A 22,217-nucleotide genomic window follows, 5' to 3' on the forward strand; every position below is an offset into this window, starting at 1 on the left:
GTGCTGCCGCGCGCAGAATCCGCAGCGGGTTGGCATTTACCGTGAGCTCCGAAAGGGGAGGTCACGCATCATGGCTAATTTAGGCGTTGTTTCCGAAGCGTTCGCTCGGGGTCATTCGCAGCTGACTGCACTTTGTGAACTGGCCTTGAATGTGTGCCTGTCAGGCGAGTAAAAACTCTGCTCGACGGTGTAATTCAGGCCTCATGTCACCTGCGCTTGTTACAACTGCAAACTCCACCGTTACGTAGCGAAAGCCCCGTAGGACGGCCTCGCGTCCTGGTGAATTGCGTTGGTCAGGGCCGGTTTTTGACCGTGGTGCCGCTGTCCAGGCCGCTTTTGGCGGCGTTCGCGACTATAGCAGCAATGATTAAGTGCTTCAATTCCATAAAAATTGTTATCATCCGCGGCATGACAACTACTGCCCCTTCGACTCCAGGCGTTCAACTGCTTGAAGTCTCGCCGGAGTATGCCGGCCAACGAATCGACAATTTTCTCCTCGCTCGGCTCAAAGGCGTGCCCAAGACCTTGATTTACCGCATTTTGCGCAAAGGCGAAGTACGGGTGAACAAAGGTCGGATCAAGCCCGAATACAAGCTGCAGGCCGGTGATATCGTGCGCGTGCCGCCGGTTCGCGTGCCTGAGCGTGACGAGCCGGTGCCTCTGGCCCAAGGCTTGTTGCAGCGCCTGGAGGCCTCGATTGTCTTCGAAGACAAAGCCCTGATTGTGATCAACAAGCCCGCCGGCATTGCGGTTCACGGCGGCAGCGGCTTGAATTTCGGCGTCATCGAAGCCTTTCGTCAGTTGCGTCCGGACGCCAAGGAGCTGGAGCTGGTTCATCGCCTCGACCGTGACACCTCCGGCCTGCTGATGATCGCCAAGAAACGCAGCATGCTGCGTCACTTGCACGAAAAACTGCGTGGCGATGGCGTCGACAAGCGCTACATGGCGCTGGTTCGTGGCAACTGGGCGACCTCGATCAAGCAGGTCAGTGCGCCGTTGCTCAAGAGCAATCTGCGTTCTGGCGAACGTATGGTTGAAGTCAACGATGAAGGCAAAGAAGCCCTGACCGTGTTCAAGGTGCTGCGTCGCTTCGGCGACTTCGCCACCATGGTCGAGGCCAAGCCTGTCACCGGGCGTACTCACCAGATTCGCGTCCACACCTTGCACGCCGGGCATTGCATCGCTGGCGACAGCAAGTACGGCGATGACGATTTCACCAGGGAAATCCGCGATCTGGGCGGCAAGCGCCTGTTCCTGCACGCTTACATGCTTACCGTGCCGCTGCCCGACGGTGGCAAGCTGACCTTGCAGGCGCCGGTTGACGAAATGTGGGCCAAGACCGTGGAGCGATTGAGTGCGCCCATCTGATTACAAACTGCTGATTTTCGATTGGGATGGCACGCTGGCTGACTCCATTCATCGGATCGTCGAGGCCATGCACTCGGCGTCCGGGCGCTCCGGTTTCGAGTTGCGTGATGATTTTGCCGTAAAGGGCATTATCGGTCTGGGCTTGCCCGAAGCGATTCGCACCTTGTATCCCGAAATCAGTGATGCCGAGATGACCGCGTTTCGCGAGTATTACGCCGATCACTACATCGCCGCAGAAGCCGTGCCTTCGCCGTTGTTCGAAGGTGTAGTCGAGTCGATGGCGTCCTTTCGCGAGCAGGGTTATCACCTCGCGGTGGCTACCGGCAAGAATCGTCGCGGGCTGGATCGGGTGCTCAAGGCCAATGGCTGGGAAGAGTATTTCGATATCACTCGCGCTGCCGATGAAACTGCGAGCAAGCCGCACCCTCTGATGCTGGAGCAGATCCTCGCTCATTGTTGTGTGCGCCCGGAGCAGGCGTTGATGGTCGGTGATTCGTCCTTTGATCTGCTGATGGCGCGTAACGCGGGAATGGATTCTGTGGCTGTCAGCTATGGTGCGCAATCGATCGAGTCGCTGCAGCAGTTCGAGCCGCGCCTGTCGATCGACCGTTTTTCCGAATTGCATGCCTGGCTGGGGAAGCAGGCTTAATACGTTTTTGCTGGGGTGGATGGCATGACCGACGAATGGAAAGCACCGGCCAAGGCAAGTGCCGACGGCGGTGACGAGAAAAGCTGGAAGCTGTTGGAAAAGACCCTGCTCGCCGGTGTGCAAGAGCAGCGTCGTTCGCGGCGTTGGGGGATTTTCTTCAAGCTGCTGACGTTTGTTTATCTGTTTGTTGCGTTGATTCTGTTCACGCCGCTGATGGACATGGAAAAGAGCGCCACGCGCGGGCCCAACTACACCGCATTGATCGATGTCACTGGCGTCATTGCCGACAAAGAGCCGGCCAGTGCCGACAATATCGTCGGTAGTCTGCGTGCGGCGTTTGAAGACAAGAAGGTCAAGGGCGTGATCCTGCGGATCAACAGCCCCGGTGGCAGTCCGGTGCAGTCGGGTTATGTCTATGACGAAATCAAGCGTTTGCGTGGCCTGCACCCGGATACCAAGCTGTACGCGGTGATTTCCGATCTGGGTGCGTCCGGTGCTTACTACATCGCCAGCGCGGCGGATCAGATCTACGCCGACAAGGCGAGTCTGGTCGGTTCCATTGGTGTGACGGCGGCCGGTTACGGTTTTGTCGGCACCATGGAAAAGCTTGGCGTCGAGCGTCGCACATACACGTCCGGCGAGCACAAGTCGTTCCTCGATCCGTTCCAGCCGCAGAAGCCTGAAGAAACAGCGTTCTGGCAAGGTGTGCTGGATACCACGCACAAGCAGTTCATCAATAGCGTCAAGCAGGGTCGTGGCGATCGCCTGAAAGACAAAGAGCATCCGGAGCTGTTCTCCGGGCTGGTCTGGTCGGGCGAGCAGGCGCTGCCGCTGGGCTTGATCGATGGCTTGGGCAATGCCAGTTCGGTGGCGCGTGATGTGATCGGCGAGAAAGAACTGGTGGACTTCACCGTCCAGGAATCGCCGTTTGATCGTTTCTCGAAGAAGCTGGGTGCCAGCGTGGCTGAGCAGTTGGCGATGTGGATGGGTTTCCACGGGCCTTCGTTGCGTTAAGTCGACGGTAGATCAAAAGATCGCAGCCTGCGGCAGCTCCTACAGGGTTACTCATTCCCCCGTAGGAGCTGCCGAAGGCTGCGATCTTTTGCTTTTAGGGGATTGGCACGCCTTCGACGGTCAGCATGTCGATCAGGCGGATCAGCGGCAGGCCAATCAAGCTGGTGGCATCCGGGCCTTCTGTGGACTGGAACAGGCTTACGCCCAAGCCTTCAGCCTTGAGGCTGCCGGCACAGTCATAAGGTTGTTCGATGCGCAAGTAGCGCTCAATGCGCGCCTGATCGAGTTGGCGCATATGCACGGTGAATGGCACGCAGTCGACCTGGCATTGGCCGGTCTGGCTGTTGAGCAGGGCCAGGCCGGTGAGGAAGGTCACGCTGGCGCCGCTGGCAGCCATCAGCTGTTCGCGGGCCTTCTCGAAGGTGTGCGGCTTGCCGATGATCTGTTCGCCGAGGACGGCCACCTGGTCGGAGCCGATGATCAGGTGAGCGGGGTGGCTGTCGGCCAGCGCCCTGGCTTTCTGTTCTGCGAGGCGTTTGACCAGCTCGATTGCCGATTCCCCCGGGCGGTGACTTTCGTCGATGTCCGGCGAGCTGCAGGCGAACGGCAAGTGCAGGCGGGCGAGTAATTCACGGCGATAAGTCGAGCTTGAAGCGAGTAATAAAGGCAGCATTCGCGTCTCCTGAGGCAGGCACGAATTCTAGCGGACACACGCAAGTGACGGACAGGGCACAATTTCCTTTGACATGGGTGGGTGCATCCCTATAATGCTGCGCCTATGTTGAATGACCCGATTCCACCTCACGTTGACCCGCGCAAATTGGCTGACCGTGGCACCACCCTTCAAGGTGAACTGCTGCTGGCCGATTTGAAGAGACTCTGCGACCCGCTTTCCGACAATGTCGGTACGGTGCAGGCGAAATTCGTTTTTGAACGAGATGAACGTAAATCTGTGGTGATCCACAGCTTTATCGACACCGAAGTCAAAATGGTTTGCCAGCGTTGTCTTGAGCTGGTCACCCTGCCGATCCACAGCGAATGCAGTTACGCTGTAGTGAAGGAGGGTGCGAATACCCAGTCGTTACCGAAAGGTTATGACGTGCTGGAACTGGGCGAAGATCCATTGGATCTGCAGTCACTGGTCGAGGAAGAGCTTTTGCTCGCTTTGCCCATTGTGCCTGCTCATCATCCGGAAGAATGCCAGCAGCCGGCGGGAGCAGATGAGCCCGAACCGAGCGAGGACGAGGTAACGCGGTCCAACCCGTTCAGTGTATTGGCGCAGTTAAAGCGTGACCCAAACGTTTAGGAGTTAATCAATTATGGCTGTTCAGCAGAACAAAAAATCCCGCTCTGCCCGTGACATGCGCCGTTCGCACGACGCTCTCGAGGCTAGCACCCTGTCTGTAGAAAAAACCACTGGTGAAGTTCACCTGCGTCACCACGTATCGCCAGAAGGCGTATACCGTGGCCGTAAAGTGATCGACAAGGGCGCTGACGAGTAATCACTTGTCTGCTCAAGTCATCGCGATTGACGCAATGGGCGGGGACTTCGGTCCCCGCAGCATTGTTGAGGCCAGCCTTGCTTGCCTTTCTGCTACGCCCTCGCTGCACCTGACCCTCGTCGGTCAACCCTCTCTTCTTGAAGAATTGATCAACGGCCAATCGGCTGCCGATCGCGCGCGCCTGACGATCGTTCCGGCGAGCGAAGTCATCACCATGGATGAAAAACCGACTCAGGCCCTGCGTGGCAAACCTGATTCGTCGATGCGTGTCGCCCTTGAGCTGGTGCGTGATGGCAAGGCTCAGGCTTGTGTCAGTGCGGGCAATACCGGTGCGCTGATGGCGCTGTCGCGATTTGTACTGAAGACATTGCCCGGCATCGACCGGCCTGCGATGGTTGCTGCAATCCCGACACAGAAAGGCTATTGCCAGTTACTTGATCTTGGCGCCAACGTCGATTGCAGCGCAGAACATCTGCTGCAATTTGCGGTAATGGGTTCGGTGGCGGCGCAGACGCTGGGTATCCCCCGTCCGCGCGTGGCGCTGTTGAACATCGGTACCGAGGACATCAAGGGCAATCAGCAGGTCAAGCTGGCGGCGACGCTGTTGCAGGCTGCGCGAGGCATCAACTACATCGGCTTCATCGAAGGTGATGGCTTGTATCGCGGCGAGGCGGATGTCGTGGTGTGTGACGGCTTTGTCGGCAATATCCTGCTCAAGTCCAGCGAAGGTCTGGCGACGATGATTGCTGCGCGCATCGAAGCGCTGTTCAAGAAAAATCTTGCCTCCCGTGCCATCGGTGCCCTGGCGTTGCCACTGATGAAGCGCTTGCAGGCTGATCTGGCGCCGGCGCGACATAATGGCGCAAGCTTCCTCGGTTTGCAGGGAATCGTAGTGAAGAGCCACGGTTCGGCTGGGGTGCAAGGCTTTCAGAGTGCGATTTCCCGTGCACTGATCGAGATTCAGGAAAATCTTCCTGAGCGCCTCCACGGTCGTCTTGAGGATTTGTTGTCTTAGGCGTTTTCGTCGGACAATGCTTAAATGTGACCGCCCGGTTCAAAGGGTCATCCAACTGTCAGTTTCTTGCGTCCCCCAGCGGGGCGTCATTTTCCGACGACAAGATCATTAGGGGCTTGTTACATGTCTGCTTCCCTCGCATTCGTCTTTCCAGGACAGGGTTCGCAGTCCCTCGGCATGCTGGCCGAGCTGGGCGCGCAACATCCGCTGATCCTCGACACTTTCAAAGAAGCATCCGATGCTCTGGGCTATGACCTTTGGGCACTGACCCAGCAGGGTCCGGAAGAGCTGCTTAACCAGACCGACAAAACCCAACCGGCCATTCTGACCGCTTCGATCGCCCTGTGGCGTCTGTGGCTGGCTGAAGGTGGCGCGCGTCCGGCTTTCGTCGCCGGTCACAGCCTGGGTGAATACAGCGCGCTGGTTGCTGCTGGTAGCCTGACACTGGCTGACGCGGTGAAGCTCGTCGAGCGCCGTGGCCAGTTGATGCAGGAAGCGGTTCCAGCCGGGCAGGGCGGCATGGCTGCCATTCTCGGTCTGGAAGATGCTGACGTTTTGGCTGCCTGTGCTGAAGCTGCGCAAGGCGAAGTGGTCAGCGCGGTGAACTTCAATTCGCCCGGCCAGGTCGTGATTGCCGGTGCCAAGGCTGCTGTTGAGCGCGCCATCGAAGGCTGCAAGGCCCGTGGTGCCAAACGTGCCATGCCACTGCCGGTGAGCGTGCCGTCGCACTGCGAACTGATGCGTCCGGCTGCCGAGCGCTTTGCCGAATCCATTGCCGCCATCGACTGGCAGGCGCCGCAGATCCCGGTGGTCCAGAACGTCAGCGCCCAAGTGCCGGCCGATCTGGAAACCCTCAAGCGTGATCTGCTCGAACAACTGTACAAGCCAGTTCGCTGGGTCGAGTCGGTACAGACTCTGGCCGCGAAGGGCGCGACCAATCTGGTCGAATGCGGGCCGGGCAAGGTGCTTGCCGGTCTGAACAAGCGCTGCGCCGAAGGCGTTGCGACTTCCAACCTCAATACCCCAGACGCTTTCGCTGCCGCTCGCGCAGCGCAAGCCTGAATCAGGAGAAGCTTGCATGAGTCTGCAAGGTAAAGTTGCACTGGTCACCGGTGCAAGCCGCGGTATCGGCCAGGCTATCGCACTGGAACTGGGTCGTCAGGGCGCCATCGTTATTGGCACCGCGACCTCTGCCAAGGGCGCTGAGGCGATTGCCGCTACGCTGAAAGAGCACGGTATTCAGGGTACTGGTCTGGAACTGAATGTCACCAGCGACGAATCGGTCAGCAAGGTCATCGCGAGCATTCAAGAGCAGTTCGGTGCGCCGGCGATTCTGGTGAATAATGCCGGTATCACCCGCGATAATCTGATGATGCGCATGAAAGACGATGAATGGTACGACGTGATCGATACCAACCTGAACAGTCTGTATCGCCTGTCCAAGGGCGTTCTGCGTGGCATGACCAAGGCGCGCTGGGGTCGAATTATCAGTATTGGCTCGGTGGTGGGTGCCATGGGCAACGCAGGCCAAGTAAACTATGCAGCCGCCAAGGCCGGTCTGGAAGGTTTCAGCCGTGCAATGGCGCGTGAAGTCGGTTCGCGTTCGATTACGGTGAACTCGGTAACCCCAGGGTTTATCGACACCGATATGACTCGCGAGCTGCCGGAAGCACAGCGTGAAGCCTTGCAGACGCAGATTCCGCTGGGTCGTCTGGGGCAAGCTCAAGAGATCGCGTCTGTGGTCGCTTTTCTTGCATCCGACGGTGCGGCATACGTCACTGGGGCTACAATCCCGGTGAACGGTGGGATGTACATGTAAGTAAAATGTGACGGATTGCTTCAAAAAAATGTCATACGAGCTGTCTAAAATCCGTTATAAAGCTGCAATCTATTTATAGGCAGAGGGCCGCAGGGTTTGAGGAGTGAAGCTTTCAGTTGAAAAGCTGAAAAGTCTTTCTATACACTTACCCACTGGCCAGCTGCCTGAATTTGTCCATTAGGAGTGAAAACAAGGTATGAGCACCATCGAAGAGCGCGTCAAGAAAATCGTTGCCGAGCAACTGGGTGTTAAAGAAGAAGAAGTGGTTAACACCGCTTCCTTCGTAGAAGACCTGGGTGCCGACTCCCTTGACACCGTTGAGCTGGTGATGGCTCTGGAAGAGGAATTCGAGACCGAAATCCCTGACGAAGAAGCTGAGAAGATCACTACTGTACAAGCTGCAATCGACTACGTTACTAGCCACCAGGCGTAATAGTTTGTAATCGTTGTTTGCTGTCATGGAAAAACCGCACTGCCATCATGGCGTGCGGTTTTTTCTTTAGGCCTGATGCAAAATCGTCATTTGAAAAAGGAGAGTGCTGTGTCGCGTAGACGCGTCGTAGTCACCGGTATGGGTATGTTGTCGCCACTGGGCACGGATGTGCCGAGCAGTTGGCAGGGCATTCTGGCTGGCCGCAGTGGCATTGGTCTGATCGAACACACCGACCTTTCTGCCTATTCCACCCGCTTTGGCGGCTCGGTCAAAGGCTTCAATGTCGAGGAATACCTGTCGGTCAAGGAAGCGCGCAAGCTCGACCTGTTCATTCAGTACGGTCTCGCGGCGGGTTTCCAAGCCGTGCGCAATGCCGGTCTGGAAGTCACTGACGCCAACCGTGAACGCATTGGCGTGGCCATGGGTTCGGGCATCGGCGGTCTGACCAACATCGAAGAAACCAGCCGTACTCTGCATGAGGCGGGCCCGCGTCGAATTTCGCCCTTCTTCGTGCCAGGCTCGATCATCAATATGATTTCCGGTTTCCTGTCCATCCACTTGGGTGCCCAGGGGCCTAACTACGCTATCGCCACAGCGTGTACCACCGGTACGCACTGCATCGGCATGGCGGCGCGCAACATCATGTACGACGAAGCCGACGTGATGATTGCCGGCGGCGCCGAAATGGCTGCGTGCGGTCTGGGCATGGGCGGCTTCGGCGCGTCCCGTGCGCTGTCGACCCGCAACGACGAACCGACTCGCGCCAGCCGTCCGTGGGACAAGGGCCGTGACGGTTTCGTTCTGTCCGATGGTGCTGGTGCGCTGGTGCTGGAAGAGCTCGAGCACGCCAAGGCGCGTGGTGCGACCATCTACGCCGAGCTGATCGGTTTCGGTACCAGCGGTGATGCTTTCCACATGACATCGCCACCTGCTGATGGCGCCGGTGCAGCGCGCTGCATCACCAATGCGCTGCGCGATGCAAAAATCAACGCTGATCAAGTGCAATACATCAACGCCCACGGCACTTCGACTCCGGCCGGTGACCTTGCCGAAGCCAACGCGATCAAGTCGGTGTTCGGCGATCACGCCTACAAACTGGCGGTCAGCTCCACCAAGTCCATGACCGGTCACCTGTTGGGTGCTGCGGGGGCGGTCGAGGCGATTTTCAGTGTGCTGGCGATCAACAGCCAGGTCGCACCGCCTACCATCAACCTCGAAGAGCCTGATGAGGGCTGCGATCTCGATTTTGTGCCGCACACCGCGCGCACTATGGATATCGATGTCGTGCTGTCCAACTCCTTCGGTTTTGGCGGCACCAACGGCACCCTGGCGTTCCGTCGGTTCGCAGGCTGATGGACAGCTGGGTCGACGGTCAACCGGCTGACGCTTTGTCGCTGAAAGATCGCGGCCTGGCTTACGGCGATGGTCTGTTCGAGACCATCGCCGTGCGTGGCGGCCAACCGTTATTGCTGGATCGACACCTGACGCGACTGGCTGAGGGCTGCACGCGTCTGGCCATCGCGGCCGATATCGAACTGATTCGCCAGGAACTGCTGAGCTACGCGGCAGCGATGGGCGAGGGCGTGCTCAAGCTCATCCTCACCCGTGGCGACGGTTTGCGTGGTTATGCGCCCGATCCCGCGGCGCCGGGCCGACGTATTCTGCAAGGCAATCCTCCCGCCGCTTATCCCGCTGTGCATGCTGAACAAGGCATTCGCCTGTTCCCGTGCAGCACCCGCTTGTCCAGACAGCCTTTGCTGGCAGGACTCAAACACCTCAATCGACTGGAACAAGTGCTCGCTCGCGCCGAATGGCAAGACAGCGAACACGCCGAAGGCTTGATGCTCGATCAGGCCGGCCGGGTCATTGAAGGCGTGCTCAGCAATCTGTTTCTGGTGCGTGACGGTGTATTGGTCACCCCCGATCTGAAGCGCTGTGGTGTGGCCGGTGTGATGCGCGCGGAAATATTGTTTCAGGCCGCGTCATTGGCCATCCCCAGCCAAATCGCCGACATCAGCCTCGAACAGCTGCAATGGGCCGATGAAGTGTTTGTCTGCAACAGCGTGTATGGCGTCTGGCCGGTACGCGCCTACGCTGCACTGAGCTGGCCGGTTGGCCCGCTCACCCGTAAACTGCAAACCATTGCCCGCGCCCTACTGGATGCCTGATTTGTGAGACGTAAATTTTTGCTGCTGCTGGAAACCGGACTGGTTCTGGCAGGGCTGCTGTTGGGCGCCAGCGCCTGGAAGATTCACTGCGCACTGGAACAGCCCCTGAACATCACGCAGGAAGAACTGCTGGATGTGCCCAAAGGCTCCACGCCGACCCGTACCTTCCTTGGACTCGAAAGCGATGGCGTCATCAAGGACGCTTTCTGGCTGCGGATCTATTGGCGTTTCAATCTCGCCGGTACGCCCATTCACACCGGTGAATACCGCATGCAGCCAGGCATGACCGTCAATGGTCTGATTGACTCGTGGAAGCGTGGCGACGTGGTTCAGTACAGCCTGACCCTGGTCGAAGGCTGGAATTTCCATCAGGTACGCGCTGCTTTGGCGAAAGACGAAAAAATCGAACAGACCCTCAACGGTTTGAGCGACAGCGACGTCATGGCGAAGCTTGGCCATAAGGGCCTGTTCCCGGAAGGCCGCTTCTTCCCGGATACCTATCGCTTCGTGCGCGGTGTGTCCGATACCGAACTGCTGAAAAAGGCTTTTGACCGTCTCGACGAAGTGCTCGCCAAGGAATGGGAAAAGCGCTCCGTCGATGCGCCTTACAAGGAACCTTATCAAGCGCTGATCATGGCTTCGCTGGTTGAAAAGGAAACCGGCGTGCCACAGGAACGTGGTGAGATTGCCGGCGTCTTTGTGCGTCGGATGGCGCTGGGCATGCAGCTGCAGACCGACCCGACGGTGATCTATGGTTTGGGTGATCGCTACACCGGCAAGCTGACCCGCGCTCATCTCAAGGAGCCGACGCCGTATAACACCTACGTGATTCCTGGTTTGCCGCCAACGCCGATTGCGATGGTCGGGCGTGAAGCCATTCATGCGGCGCTGAATCCGGTGGAAGGTACCAGCCTCTACTTTGTGGCCCGTGGCGATGGCAGCCATGTGTTCTCCGACGACCTCGATGCACACAACAGTGCAGTGCGTGAATTCCAGCTCAAGCGCCGCGCGGATTACCGCTCGAGCCCCGCGCCAGTGGCCACGCCCGAAGCCGCTCCGGCAGGCGAAGACTCGATCCCGGCGGCATCACCGGATACCACGCCGGGGTCGTTACCGCCGGTTGCGCCTCAGGAATCCGCGCCGACCCCGGATGCCACCGCACCACAAAACACGCAATGACTTTGATTAAGGACTGCCTGTGACTGGCTTGTTTATTACCCTGGAAGGCCCGGAAGGCGCCGGCAAAAGCACCAACCGCGAATACCTCGCCGAGCGCCTGCGCGCTGCGGGGGTCGAGGTGCTGCTGACCCGCGAGCCCGGTGGTACGCCGCTGGCCGAGCGGATTCGCGACGTGCTGCTGGCCCCGGCCGACGAAGTCATGAACCCTGACACCGAGCTGCTGCTGGTGTTTGCCGCGCGTGCCCAGCACCTGGCCGAGGTGATCCGCCCGGCGTTGGCCCGTGGCGCGGTGGTGCTGTGTGATCGTTTCACTGACTCGACTTACGCCTATCAGGGCGGCGGCCGTGGTCTGTCGCTGGAGCGTATCGCCACGCTGGAAGCTTTTGTACAGGGTGATCTGCGCCCGGACCTGACGCTGATTTTCGATCTGCCGGTGGAAATCGGTCTGGCCCGTGCCAGTGCGCGTGGTCGCCTTGATCGTTTCGAGCTGGAAGGTCGGGCGTTTTTTGAAGCGGTGCGCAGTGCGTTCCTCAAGCGTGCTGAAGCCGATCCTGCGCGCTATGTGCGCATTGATGCCGGTCAGCCATTGGCCAAGGTTCAGCAATCGCTGGATACTTTGCTGCCGAACTTGTTGGAGCTGGCCCGTGGCTGAGGCCTACCCATGGCAAGACAGCCTCTGGCAGCAACTGGCCGGGCGTAAACAGCACGCCCACGCCTATCTGCTGCATGGCCCGGCCGGGATCGGCAAACGGGCACTGGCGCAGCGGCTGATGGCCAGTCTGCTGTGCCAGCGGCCGACGCCCGAAGCGTGCGGCGAGTGCAAATCCTGTCTGTTGCTCAGGGCCGGGAGCCACCCGGACAACTACATTCTCGAGCCGGAAGAAGCCGACAAGGCAATCAAGGTCGATCAGGTGCGCGATCTGGTCAGTTTCGTGGTGCAGACCGCGCAACTGGGCGGGCGCAAAGTTGTGCTGATCGAGCCAGTGGAGTCGATGAACATCAACGCCGCCAACGCCTTGCTCAAGAGTCTTGAAGAGCCGTCTGGCGATACCGTCCTGTTGTTGGTCAGTCACCAGCCAAGCCGATTGCTGCCGACGATCAAGAGCCGCTGCGTGCAGCAGGCGTGTCCCTTGCCGGGCGAGGCCATGAGCCTGCAATGGCTGGCCCAGGCGCTGCCGGAGTGTTCCGCAGAGGAGCGTGTCGAACTGTTGACGCTGGCGGCTGGTTCGCCGCTGGCAGCGGTCAGCCTGCAATCCCAAGGTGTTCGCGACCAGCGTGCGCAGGTAGTCGAAGGGGTGAAGAAACTGCTCAAGCAGCAGCAATCGCCGACGCAACTGGCCGAGGAATGGAAAAGTATTCCGATGCTGCGGCTGTTCGACTGGTTCTGCGATTGGTCGAGCCTGATCTTGCGCTATCAACTGACCCAGGATGAAGCTGGCCTGGGTCTGACCGATATGCGCAAGGTTGTGCAGTACCTCGCGCAGAAAAGTGCGCAGGGCAAAGTCCTCGATATTCAGGACTGGATTCTTGCCCAGCGGCAGAAAGTCATGAGCAAGGCCAACCTGAATCCAGCGTTGCTGCTGGAGGCGCTGTTGGTGCAATGGGCGGGATTGCCTGGCCAAAGATAAGAATGTGTACCTAGACTCTGAACATCAGCAGTGGAGGTCAACATGAATGAACCGATAAGCCCGGGGCCGCGCAACGGCATCCTGTCCCTGACCATCAAGGACAAGTCGGTGCTTTACGCCGCCTACATGCCGTTTATCAAAAACGGTGGCCTGTTCATCCCGACCAACAAGAGCTACAAGTTGGGCGACGAGGTGTTCATGCTGCTCAACCTGATGGATGAAGCAGAGAAGATTCCGGTGGCCGGCAAAGTTACCTGGATCACCCCCAAAGGTGCGCAAGGCAACCGCGCGGCGGGTGTCGGCGTGCAGTTCAACGATGGCGACAACACCGCCCGCAGTCGCATCGAAACCCATCTGGCCGGAGCCCTCAAGTCCGACCGTCCCACTCATACGATGTAAGTTGCAGTCTTTTTTATGCTCGTAGATTCCCATTGTCACCTTGATCGCCTCGACCTTGCCGCCCACGACGGCTCGCTGGATGCCGCACTCGATGCTGCCCGGCAGCGCGGAGTAGGGCACTTTCTGTGCATCGGCGTCAGCGCCGACAACGCCGCCGACGTCAAAGCCCTGGCTGAGCGTTATGACGACGTTGATTGCTCAGTTGGCGTGCATCCGCTGGACGTGCAACCGGGCGCAGCCCCGGCACTGGACTGGCTGTTGCATGAACTCAATCATCCAAAAGTGGTGGCGATCGGTGAAACCGGTCTGGACTATCACTACGAGCCGGAAGCCGCCGAGCTGCAACAGGAGTCGTTCCGCCTGCACCTGCAAGCCGCGCAGCAGACAGGCAAACCCGTAATCATCCATACCCGCGGCGCCCGCGCCGATACCCTTGAGCTGCTGCGTGCAGCAGCATTGCCCCAGGCCGGAGTGCTGCATTGCTTTACCGAAGACTGGGAGATGGCCAAAGCGGCGCTGGACATGGGTTATTACATCTCCCTGTCGGGGATTGTCACCTTTCGCAATGCCGATGCGCTGCGCGATGTCGCGAGCAAGGTCCCGGCCGATCGACTGCTGGTGGAAACCGATTCGCCGTATCTGGCGCCGATCCCTTATCGCGGCAAACCGAACCTGCCGCAGTATGTGCGCGAAGTGGCGGAGTTTTTGGCGATGCTGCGTGGCGAAAACTATGAGCGATTTGCCGAGCAGACCACCGAGAACTTCAAGCGCCTGTTCCCGCTGGCCTCCGTCAAATCTGCCCTGTAGGAGGGGCCGCCCCGTCTTCGACGCCGCGCTGTCGCGCAGCAAACTGGGGCTAGAGTAGAAGAGCGCGCGCGGGGCAGAGACCGTCATTAGCACTGGTGTGACAGCACCCGAGTAGGAGAGTGGTCCGCACGGTATCGGCGTGGAGTCGCTGAAGGCACGGCATGCCGTGACCTCGTATAAGAGAGTGAACCCCTTCGCCACCGTGTACCCCGCGCGCGCTTTTCAATCCTGCGAGGAATTGTCATGGCGCGCAAGAACCAAAAACGCTTTGAGATTGTTCATCACGACTGCGCCGGCATCGATGTGGGTAGTCGTGAGCATTGGGTCGCGGTCAATCCTGATCGATCCGATCCGCCTGTTCGTAAATTTTTGACCTTCACCGATGACCTGATCGCGCTGGCCGACTGGCTTGAGTCGTTGAAGATCAAAGTGGTGGCCATGGAGGCGACCGGCGTTTATTGGATTCCTCTTTTCGAAGTGCTCGATGCCCGGGGATTCGAGGTTTATCTGGTCAACTCGCGGGCGACGCGACAGACCTCCGGCCGCAAATCCGATGTTCTGGATTGCCAGTGGATCTGGCAACTGATGACGCACGGCCTGTTGAGCGGGGCTTTTCGTCCAGCCGATGAAATTTGCTCGATGCGCTCGCTGGTACGGCAACGTGCCAATAAAGTCGCCGATCAAGCCAAAACCATCAACCGCATGCAGAAAGCCCTGAGCCAGATGAACATCCAGCTGGCCAATGTTATCAGCGACATTAGCGGCGTGACCGGGATGAAAATCCTCCAGGCAATAAATCAGGGTGAGCGCGATCCTCACGCTCTAGCCGCCTTGCGAGATCGGCGTATCAAGGCAGACCACGCCACCATCGCCCGCAGCCTGCACGGCAATTGGCGCATGGAGCACCTGCATGCACTACGTCAGGAACTGGCGTGCTACGACTTTCTGGAAACACAAATCGCCGAGTGCGACAGGGCCATCGCACAAGCGCTTGAACGACTGCCCGTGCGTCAGGAAGAAGTCCCAGCGGCGTGTAAAGCGCTTCGCAACACTCATCGCTCGGCTGCGCAACAGACGGCCCTGCATCAGGCATTGGGCCAGGTGATGGGCGTGGATTTAACCGCCATCCCCACGATCGGGGTGGATACCGCGCTGGTGCTGGCCAGCGAGTTGGGCCCGGACTTGTCACGCTTCCCGACCTCACAACACTTTTGCTCATGGTTGGGTGTCGCGCCGCCAACCCGAATATCGGGCGGCAAACCTCTTCCGGGCAGAGCACCGAAGGTCATCAATCGAGCGGCTCAAGCGCTCAAGCAATCGGCTTCTAACGCCCGAAACGACAAAAGTTTTATCGGTGCCAGCCACCGGGCACGCTTAAGCAGAATGGATACGGGCTGCGCCATCAAAGCAACCGCCCATCAACTGGCTCGGCTGATTTACGCCATGCTGACCAAGGGACAGCCGTATGTTGAGCAAGGTTTGGAAGCTTACGAAGAAAAAAGCCGCAGCCGGCAACTGCGCGCCTTGGAACGCAAGGCACGCAAGCTGGGGATGCAGTTGGTGATGGCTGGATAGAATTTAGAGCAAAAACAATGCGTTATTTTTTGTTTGATAAGAGCTGCCGCAGGCTGCGATCTTTTGATCTTGTTTTTGACAGGCAAGATCAAAGGATCGCAGCCTGCGGCAGCTCCTACAGGTTTGATATCCAGGTGGCTCGGATAAAGGTCAAAACGCAGGCAAAAAAAACCCGGGTTCTGGGGGGGGAATCCGGGTTAAGACCATTAGGAGTAAAACAAAGGCACGCGGTCCCTTGGTACCTTTATCGGCGCGGCACTTGGGGGAGATGCCGCCCGACAGTTCAAGTATTGATCAGTCTGGCGTGCAGTCCAGTGAGCCGGTCGGGGTTTTTAAACAAATTTGGAATACGTTCGCTTCAGTTGAGTTCTCATTGCGCCCAAAACGTTCTCAAAACGAACAAGAAACACAGATATGGTCGGATGATCCGTGCATTTTTGCGCAAGTTAGGCATAATACGCGGCTTCGAATTTTGACCCTTCAGACCTTTTCTTATGCACAAAGAACCTCGTAAGGTCCGTGAGTTTCGTCGCCGCGAGCAAGAAATTCTCGATACCGCGCTCAAGCTGTTCCTCGACCAAGGTGAAGACAGTGTCACCGTCGAGATGATTGCTGATGCCGTGGGTATCGGCAAAGGCACGATCTACAAACACTTCAAGTCCAAGGCCGAGATCTATCTGCGCCTGATGCTCGACTACGAGCGCGATTTGAACGAGCTGCTGCATTCGGCCGATGTCGACAAGGACAAGGAAGCACTGTCCCGCGCCTACTTCGAATTCCGCATGCGCGACCCGCAGCGCTATCGCCTGTTCGATCGCCTCGAAGAGAAGGTGGTCAAGGGCAATCAGGTGCCGGAAATGGTCGAGGAGCTGCACAAGATCCGTGCCTCGAACTTCGAACGCCTGACCCTGCTGATCAAGGGCCGCATCAGCGAAGGCAAGCTCGAAGATGTGCCGCCGTACTTCCACTACTGCGCATCCTGGGCGCTGGTGCATGGCGCGGTAGCGCTGTATCACTCGCCGTTCTGGAGCAATGTGCTGGAAGATCAGGAAGGTTTCTTCCAGTTCCTGATGGATATCGGCGTGCGCATGGGCAACAAGCGCAAGCGCGACCCGGAAACGCCGAGCAGCTGAGCCATTCACCTCCCTTATTGCGCCATGATTTCGCTACATGGCGCAGTACCGCAGGAATATACTCAGGCATAGGGCTTGCTAAAACTTGATTTGTGAGTCAAGTTTTAGCGGCTCGATTTTCTATCGCCGGAGTGATCATGATCGTTGACCGTCAAGGCAGGCGCTTTCGCAATTTGCGGATCAGCCTGACCTCAGCCTGCAATTACGCTTGTACCTACTGCGTGCCCAATGGCAAGCGGCTGGTGGCTGCGCAGGATGAACTGTCGGCCGAAGCCATGGCGCGGGGCGTTGAATACCTGATCGAAGCCGCCGGCATCGAGCGTCTGCGGATTACCGGTGGCGAGCCACTGGTCAGCCCCAAACTCGAATCGTTCATGACCGCCGTCGGCAAGATGGGCCTGGACGACATCAGCCTGACCACCAATGGTCAACTGCTCGCGAAAAAACTTCCGCTGCTGGTGGACGCCGGTTTGCGCCGGATCAACGTATCCCTCGATACCCTCGATGCCGCCGCGTTCCGCAGCATCGCCCGTGGCGGCGATCTGGCCACCGTGCTTGATGGCATGGATCAGGCAGCCGCCGCCGGGATGAAAATCAAGGTCAACATGGTGCCGTTGCGTGGGCAGAACCTCGATCAGGTGATGCCGCTGCTTGATTACTGCCTGGACCGTGGTTTCGAACTGCGCTTCATCGAATTGATGCGCATGGGCCATCTGGCCAAAGACTCCAATGCCTTTTTGCAACAGTTCGTCAGCCTGCAACAATTGCTGGAGCTGATCGGTGAGCGCCACGAATACGCTCAAACTGACGCACCGGTCGATGCCACGGCCGTGCGGTACGCGATTGCGGGGCGGGGCAACTTTGGCGTGATTGCCAACGAAAGCGTGCCGTTCTGCCGAACCTGCTCGCGCTTGCGCCTGTCGTCCACCGGTTGGTTGCATGGCTGCCTGTCGTCGAGCAACCGTCATTACGTCGGTGATCTGCTCGACAAACCACGTCATCAGGCGTTGCCGGCCTTGCAACGGCTCTTGGTCAAAGCCTTGGGTGACAAGCAGGAAGTGGCATTCTCCGGTGGCGCGACCATCATGAAAATCATCGGCGGTTGATATTCCCATTCGCGAGCAGGCTCGCTCCCACATCTGGAATGCTTTCCACTTGTGGGAGCGAGCCTGCTCGCGAAAGCGTCCTGTAGATCGACGAAGTTCCCGAGCTGGCGCAAAAGCTGCATCCAACGGCCATTCGCCGGTTTTCCGTCACCGGCCTCTGGAGGAATAGGATGCGTAGCCTGGTTTTGCTGCTGGCCGTTTTGGCGCTTGGCGGCTGTATGACTGTCAGCGATATGGCCGAAGGCACTCGCTATCAGATGAGCGACGCGGGGCTGTTGGATCACAGCGACAGCCGCCGCGTGAACAACCTCCGCATTCAGCCGGACTCGTTCATCTACATCGCCCAAGGTGCGTTTGCGCCGCCGGGTGGCTCATCTCCGCGGCCCAACGTGGTGGCTGAAGAAGCCTTCAAGGGCTTCGTCGAATACTTCCCGATGGTGCGCCGTGCCCGTGCGCCGGAAGGCCTCGATCAGGCGATGGGTGAAGCCCGCGATGCCGGTGCCCATTACCTGCTCTATACGCGTTTCGCCAAGGCTGACGACCGCATCGGCAATTCCGATGAGTGGCTCGATCAGGAATACGTGGATCGCCTGGGCATTGATGGCGGCGTGATTCAGATCATGTTGATCGAGACCAACACCCAGTATTTGATTGATACTGCACGGATCAAGAGTCGTGGCGGTTTACTGACGTTCCACGACAACAAACCCGAAGACCTGATCGGCCCACCGCTTGCTCAATATGCACGCAGCCTGCTGGGGATCGGCGACCAATAAGCCAAGGAGTACGCCATGAGTGGCCCGCAAAAAGCCAATGACCTGCTGGGGCAAATCCCCAAAACCAAAGGCCTGCCGCCGGTGCACTTGTGGAACCCGGACTTCTGCGGCGACATCGATATGCGCATCGCCCGCGACGGCACCTGGTATTACCTGGGCACGCCGATCGGGCGCAAGCCGATGGTCAAGCTGTTCTCCACGATCATTCGCCGCGATGGCGATGATTACTTCCTGATTACTCCGGTGGAGAAGGTCGGGATCAAGGTCGACGATGCGCCGTTCGTGGCGATTGCCGTCGAGGTCGAAGGTGAGGGCGAGGCACAAGTGCTGCGCTTTACCACCAATGTCGACGAGACCGCAGAGGCCGGACCGGAGCATCCGATTCGTGTCGAGATCGATCCGGCGACTCAAGAGCCCGCCCCGTATGTGCATGTACGCACCAACCTTGAAGCGCTGATCCACCGCAATGTGTTCTATCAACTTGTGGAGCTGGCGGTCAGTCGCGAAATCGATGGGCAGCGCTGGCTCGGCGTGTGGAGTGGCGGCGAGTTCTTCCGCATCGGCCTCGAACCGTAATATCAAACCAAATGTGGGAGGGGGCTTGCTCCCGAATGCGGTGCATCAGTCGATACATAAGGCGACTGTCACACCGACTTCGGGAGCAAGCCCCCTCCCACATTTTGATTTTTGGAATGCCTGGAAAATCCCGATTGACTCTTAATCGTATGATGATTAGCGTGATCACCCATCGCGATCCGCTTTGAGGTGTTCATGTCCAGCAGCTTTCACGCATCAACGGTCGACTGGCTCGGCAGCTGGATCGCCGCCGGCCAGGTGAAACCGGGGCAGACCATCAAGGTCGAGGCTGATCTGGGCGAACAGCTCGGGGTCAGCCGTACGGTCATCCGCGAAGCCATCAAGACCCTCGTCGCCAAAGGCATGCTAGAAGTCGGGCCGAAAGTCGGTACCCGCGTGCTGCCGGTGCGGCGCTGGAACCTGTTCGATCCGCAAGTCGTCGGTTGGCTGTCACGCAACGGCTTGCCGGAAAATTTCGTCGATGACTTGCTCGACCTGCGCCGCACCATCGAACCGATGGCTGTGCGCTGGGCCTGCGAGCGAGCGACCCTGGAACAGATTGAAGCCGTGCAACTGGCCTATAACGCGCTGGAGCGGGCGGTCGACAGCAGCACCGATTACAACCGCGCCGACCAGACGTTCCACGAATGCATTCTCGCTGCCAGCCACAATCAGTTCATCGAACAAATGGTCCCGGCCCTCGGCGCATTGCTCGCGGTGTCGTTCGAAGTCTCTGCCGCCGACCCTGATGAACTGCGCCGCACCTTGCCGATTCACAAAGACATGGCCGACGCCATCGCCGCCCGGGATTCGGCGCGAGGGGTGTGGGCCTGCATGACGCTGATCGACAATGCGGACCTGGCGATCAAACGGTTTTATCCGAAAGTCATGACCGACAAAAAAGCCAGTTAATCCAATTTTCCTGTGGGAGCGAGCCTGCTCGCGAAAGCTGTGTATCAGGCAACTCATGCAATGACTGACACGACGCTTTCGCGAGCAGGCTCGTTCCCACATTAATTAACAACAAGATCCGAGGAGTTGATATGCCGTGGACCGCCCTGACCCAACACCGCGCTCAACTCGGCGAAGGGCCATTCTGGGATGCACCGAATCAGGCACTGTACTGGGTGGATATCGCCGGCAAACAGGCTTTGCGCCTGATCGGTCAGAACGTGCAGATCTGGCAGATGCCCGAGCACATCTCGGCATTCATCCCCTGCGCCAGCGGCGATGCGCTGGTAACGCTGAGCACTGGCGTCTATCGACTGGATCTTGATTCTCCCGGCCTCGAACCACGCCTGACCCTGTTCTGCGTCGCCGATCCGCAACCTGGTAACCGTCCAAACGAAGCGCGCTGCGACGCTCAGGGCCGACTGTGGCTCGGCACCATGCAAAACAACATCGGCGAGCAGGGTGAAGACTTGCCGATCATCCGCCGTTCCGGTGGCCTGTTCCGTATCGATCCGGATAAACGCGTGACGCCATTGCTGCGCGGATTGGGCATTCCCAACACTTTGCTGTGGAGCGACGACGGCACCACGCTGCTGTTCGGTGACAGCTTTGATAGCACGCTGTATCGCTATTTCATTCACGCCGACGGCAACCTGGACGCCGCTCAAACCTGGTATGGCCCCGATCAACAGGGTGGCCCGGACGGGTCGGCGATGGATGCCGAAGGCTATGTGTGGAACGCCCGTTGGGACGGCAGCTGTCTGTTACGACTGACGCCGGATGGCGAGGTTGATCGCAAGATCGATCTGCCGGTCAGCCGCCCGACCAGTTGCGTGTTCGGTGGTGAAGACCTGAAAACCCTGTACATCACCAGTGCCCATAGTCCGCATAACCATCCTTTGGATGGTGCTGTGCTGTCGTTGCGGGTGGATGTCGCAGGAAAGCTCTGTACACGGTTCGCGGGCTAAATCCCAAAATATGGGATGCAAAATTATATATTGAGATTATTTGGCGGTCGGGTTTATAGTCGGCTCCAGCAGTAACACGCACTCACACTTAAAAAGAACAAAACAGGTGAAGTGATGCAGCGAATGTCTATCGCACTCCCCAATGGAGTCCGCGTCTTGCAACAGCTCAATGCTGTCATCGGCGCCTGCCTGTTTTGTATCAAACGCCTTTCGGACCGGACATCGTCAGATGCCCGGTTTTTTTGCGCTTGCGAACAGGAGTCCTGAGCCATGGCTGAACCTCTTTCCCTGCCGCCGGTGCCCGCACCGCCGAAGGGTGAGCGCCTGAAAAACAAAGTCGTGCTGTTGACTGGCGCCGCCCAGGGCATCGGTGAAGCCATCGTCGCCGCATTCGCCTCCCAGCAAGCCAGACTGCTGATCAGCGATATTCAGGCCGAGAAGGTCGAGCAGGTCGCCGCCCATTGGCGCGAGCAGGGTTTTGACGTGCAGGCGCTCAAGGCAGATGTGTCGCGTCAGCAGGATCTTCACGCCATGGCCAGACGCGCTGTGGAGTTGCACGGCCGCATCGACGTGCTGGTCAACTGCGCCGGAGTCAACGTGTTCCGTGATCCACTGGAAATGAACGAGCAGGACTGGCATCGCTGCTTCGCCATTGATCTGGACGGCGCCTGGTATGGCTGCAAAGCGGTGCTGCCGCAGATGATCGAGCAGGGCGTCGGCAGCATCATCAACATTGCCTCGACCCATTCCTCACACATCATTCCCGGCTGCTTTCCGTACCCGGTGGCCAAGCACGGCTTGCTTGGCCTGACCCGTGCGCTGGGTATCGAATATGCGCCGAAGGGCATTCGCGTCAACGCCATCGCCCCGGGCTATATCGAAACGCAGCTCAACGTTGATTACTGGAACGGTTTCGCCGACCCGCACGCCGAGCGTCAGCGCGCCTTCGATCTGCATCCGCCAAAACGCATCGGGCAGCCGCTGGAAGTGGCGATGACGGCCGTGTTTCTGGCCAGCGACGAGGCGCCGTTCATCAATGCTTCATGTATCACCATCGATGGTGGCCGCTCGGTGATGTACCACGACTGAGCGAACGGGTTTCATGCGGATAAGTCCGCTTGAAACCCAATCATCATACGATATGACTATTT

The 22,217-nt window shown here is 58.6% G+C and carries 25 protein-coding genes; 24 read left to right on the forward strand and 1 reads right to left on the reverse strand.

Annotated features, from left to right (window positions below):
* Nucleotides 1–408: 408 nt before the first annotated feature.
* The 3 genes from rluC to ATI02_RS25245 are packed head-to-tail and all read left to right on the forward strand — an operon-like array spanning nt 409 to nt 3,031.
* Nucleotides 409–1,368 (forward strand): 23S rRNA pseudouridine(955/2504/2580) synthase RluC, encoded by a 960-nt coding sequence (gene rluC, locus ATI02_RS25235; protein WP_095188595.1) that lies wholly within the window; start codon nt 409–411, stop codon nt 1,366–1,368.
* The gene (locus ATI02_RS25240; protein WP_095188594.1) at nt 1,355–2,017 is read left to right on the forward strand and encodes an HAD-IA family hydrolase; all 663 of its coding nucleotides are present in this window, start codon (nt 1,355–1,357) and stop codon (nt 2,015–2,017) included. Before rluC ends, ATI02_RS25240 begins: the two co-directional genes overlap by 14 nt.
* Nucleotides 2,018–2,041: 24 nt before the next feature.
* Nucleotides 2,042–3,031, forward strand: coding sequence for a S49 family peptidase (locus tag ATI02_RS25245; protein WP_095188593.1), 990 nt, complete (start codon nt 2,042–2,044; stop codon nt 3,029–3,031).
* Between the two features lie 94 nt (nt 3,032–3,125).
* On the opposite strand, the gene ATI02_RS25250 is transcribed toward ATI02_RS25245, so the two are convergent.
* Nucleotides 3,126–3,704, reverse strand: coding sequence for a Maf family protein (locus ATI02_RS25250; RefSeq protein ID WP_100847691.1), 579 nt, complete (start codon nt 3,702–3,704; stop codon nt 3,126–3,128).
* A 105-nt stretch (nt 3,705–3,809) separates the two neighbouring features.
* Here ATI02_RS25250 and ATI02_RS25255 point away from each other — a divergent pair, with 105 nt between their 5' ends.
* The 21 genes from ATI02_RS25255 to ATI02_RS25360 all read left to right on the forward strand — a co-directional run bounded on the left by ATI02_RS25255 (nt 3,810) and on the right by ATI02_RS25360 (nt 22,155).
* Nucleotides 3,810–4,337, forward strand: a complete 528-nt coding sequence (locus ATI02_RS25255; protein ID WP_095188591.1) for a YceD family protein — start codon at nt 3,810–3,812, stop codon at nt 4,335–4,337.
* Nucleotides 4,338–4,350: 13 nt separating this feature from the next.
* The gene (rpmF, locus tag ATI02_RS25260) at nt 4,351–4,533 is read left to right on the forward strand and encodes a 50S ribosomal protein L32 (RefSeq protein ID WP_003179396.1); all 183 of its coding nucleotides are present in this window, start codon (nt 4,351–4,353) and stop codon (nt 4,531–4,533) included.
* 4 nt (nt 4,534–4,537) lie between these two features.
* Nucleotides 4,538–5,548 (forward strand): phosphate acyltransferase PlsX, encoded by a 1,011-nt coding sequence (gene plsX, locus ATI02_RS25265; RefSeq protein WP_095188590.1) that lies wholly within the window; start codon nt 4,538–4,540, stop codon nt 5,546–5,548.
* A gap of 123 nt (nt 5,549–5,671) precedes the next feature.
* Entirely contained in the window at nt 5,672–6,610 is a 939-nt protein-coding gene (gene fabD / locus ATI02_RS25270; protein ID WP_095188589.1) for an ACP S-malonyltransferase, read from the forward strand.
* Between the two features lie 16 nt (nt 6,611–6,626).
* Complete coding sequence (fabG, locus tag ATI02_RS25275; RefSeq protein ID WP_095188588.1) at nt 6,627–7,367, forward strand: 3-oxoacyl-ACP reductase FabG; 741 nt, start codon at nt 6,627–6,629, stop codon at nt 7,365–7,367.
* A 196-nt stretch (nt 7,368–7,563) separates the two neighbouring features.
* On the forward strand, nt 7,564–7,800 hold the full coding sequence (gene acpP, locus ATI02_RS25280) for an acyl carrier protein (RefSeq protein ID WP_003175607.1): 237 nt from the start codon (nt 7,564–7,566) through the stop codon (nt 7,798–7,800).
* 108 nt (nt 7,801–7,908) lie between these two features.
* Nucleotides 7,909–9,153, forward strand: coding sequence for a beta-ketoacyl-ACP synthase II (gene fabF / locus ATI02_RS25285; protein ID WP_100847692.1), 1,245 nt, complete (start codon nt 7,909–7,911; stop codon nt 9,151–9,153).
* Nucleotides 9,153–9,968: an aminodeoxychorismate lyase gene (pabC, locus tag ATI02_RS25290; protein WP_095188586.1), complete on the forward strand. Its 816-nt coding sequence runs from the start codon at nt 9,153–9,155 to the stop codon at nt 9,966–9,968. Before fabF ends, pabC begins: the two co-directional genes overlap by 1 nt.
* A 3-nt stretch (nt 9,969–9,971) precedes the next feature.
* A complete protein-coding gene (gene mltG, locus ATI02_RS25295) occupies nt 9,972–11,147 on the forward strand; it encodes an endolytic transglycosylase MltG (protein WP_095188585.1) in 1,176 nt (391 codons plus the stop codon).
* Nucleotides 11,148–11,166: 19 nt separating this feature from the next.
* The gene (gene tmk, locus ATI02_RS25300; RefSeq protein ID WP_095188584.1) at nt 11,167–11,799 is read left to right on the forward strand and encodes a dTMP kinase; all 633 of its coding nucleotides are present in this window, start codon (nt 11,167–11,169) and stop codon (nt 11,797–11,799) included.
* The gene (locus ATI02_RS25305) at nt 11,792–12,775 is read left to right on the forward strand and encodes a DNA polymerase III subunit delta' (protein WP_100847693.1); all 984 of its coding nucleotides are present in this window, start codon (nt 11,792–11,794) and stop codon (nt 12,773–12,775) included. The genes tmk and ATI02_RS25305 overlap by 8 nt, the downstream gene beginning before the upstream one ends.
* Nucleotides 12,776–12,817: 42 nt before the next feature.
* Entirely contained in the window at nt 12,818–13,174 is a 357-nt protein-coding gene (locus ATI02_RS25310; RefSeq protein WP_095188582.1) for a PilZ domain-containing protein, read from the forward strand.
* Between the two features lie 15 nt (nt 13,175–13,189).
* On the forward strand, nt 13,190–13,981 hold the full coding sequence (locus ATI02_RS25315) for a TatD family hydrolase (protein ID WP_095188581.1): 792 nt from the start codon (nt 13,190–13,192) through the stop codon (nt 13,979–13,981).
* Nucleotides 13,982–14,224: 243 nt separating this feature from the next.
* A complete protein-coding gene (locus tag ATI02_RS25320) occupies nt 14,225–15,556 on the forward strand; it encodes an IS110 family RNA-guided transposase (RefSeq protein WP_095191980.1) in 1,332 nt (443 codons plus the stop codon).
* A gap of 494 nt (nt 15,557–16,050) precedes the next feature.
* Nucleotides 16,051–16,689 (forward strand): TetR/AcrR family transcriptional regulator, encoded by a 639-nt coding sequence (locus tag ATI02_RS25330; protein ID WP_007908276.1) that lies wholly within the window; start codon nt 16,051–16,053, stop codon nt 16,687–16,689.
* 137 nt (nt 16,690–16,826) lie between these two features.
* Nucleotides 16,827–17,795: a GTP 3',8-cyclase MoaA gene (locus tag ATI02_RS25335; RefSeq protein ID WP_095188579.1), complete on the forward strand. Its 969-nt coding sequence runs from the start codon at nt 16,827–16,829 to the stop codon at nt 17,793–17,795.
* A gap of 170 nt (nt 17,796–17,965) precedes the next feature.
* Nucleotides 17,966–18,571, forward strand: a complete 606-nt coding sequence (locus ATI02_RS25340; RefSeq protein WP_100847694.1) for a DUF4823 domain-containing protein — start codon at nt 17,966–17,968, stop codon at nt 18,569–18,571.
* A 15-nt stretch (nt 18,572–18,586) separates the two neighbouring features.
* A complete protein-coding gene (locus ATI02_RS25345) occupies nt 18,587–19,147 on the forward strand; it encodes a DUF1285 domain-containing protein (protein ID WP_100847695.1) in 561 nt (186 codons plus the stop codon).
* A gap of 195 nt (nt 19,148–19,342) precedes the next feature.
* Nucleotides 19,343–20,059, forward strand: a complete 717-nt coding sequence (locus tag ATI02_RS25350; protein WP_100847696.1) for a FadR/GntR family transcriptional regulator — start codon at nt 19,343–19,345, stop codon at nt 20,057–20,059.
* Nucleotides 20,060–20,190: 131 nt separating this feature from the next.
* Nucleotides 20,191–21,066: an SMP-30/gluconolactonase/LRE family protein gene (locus ATI02_RS25355; protein ID WP_100847697.1), complete on the forward strand. Its 876-nt coding sequence runs from the start codon at nt 20,191–20,193 to the stop codon at nt 21,064–21,066.
* A gap of 270 nt (nt 21,067–21,336) precedes the next feature.
* Complete coding sequence (locus tag ATI02_RS25360; protein ID WP_100847698.1) at nt 21,337–22,155, forward strand: SDR family oxidoreductase; 819 nt, start codon at nt 21,337–21,339, stop codon at nt 22,153–22,155.
* The last annotated feature ends 62 nt before the right edge of the window (nt 22,156–22,217 follow it).

Source organism: Pseudomonas baetica, from assembly GCF_002813455.1.
GTDB lineage: Bacteria > Pseudomonadota > Gammaproteobacteria > Pseudomonadales > Pseudomonadaceae > Aquipseudomonas > Aquipseudomonas baetica.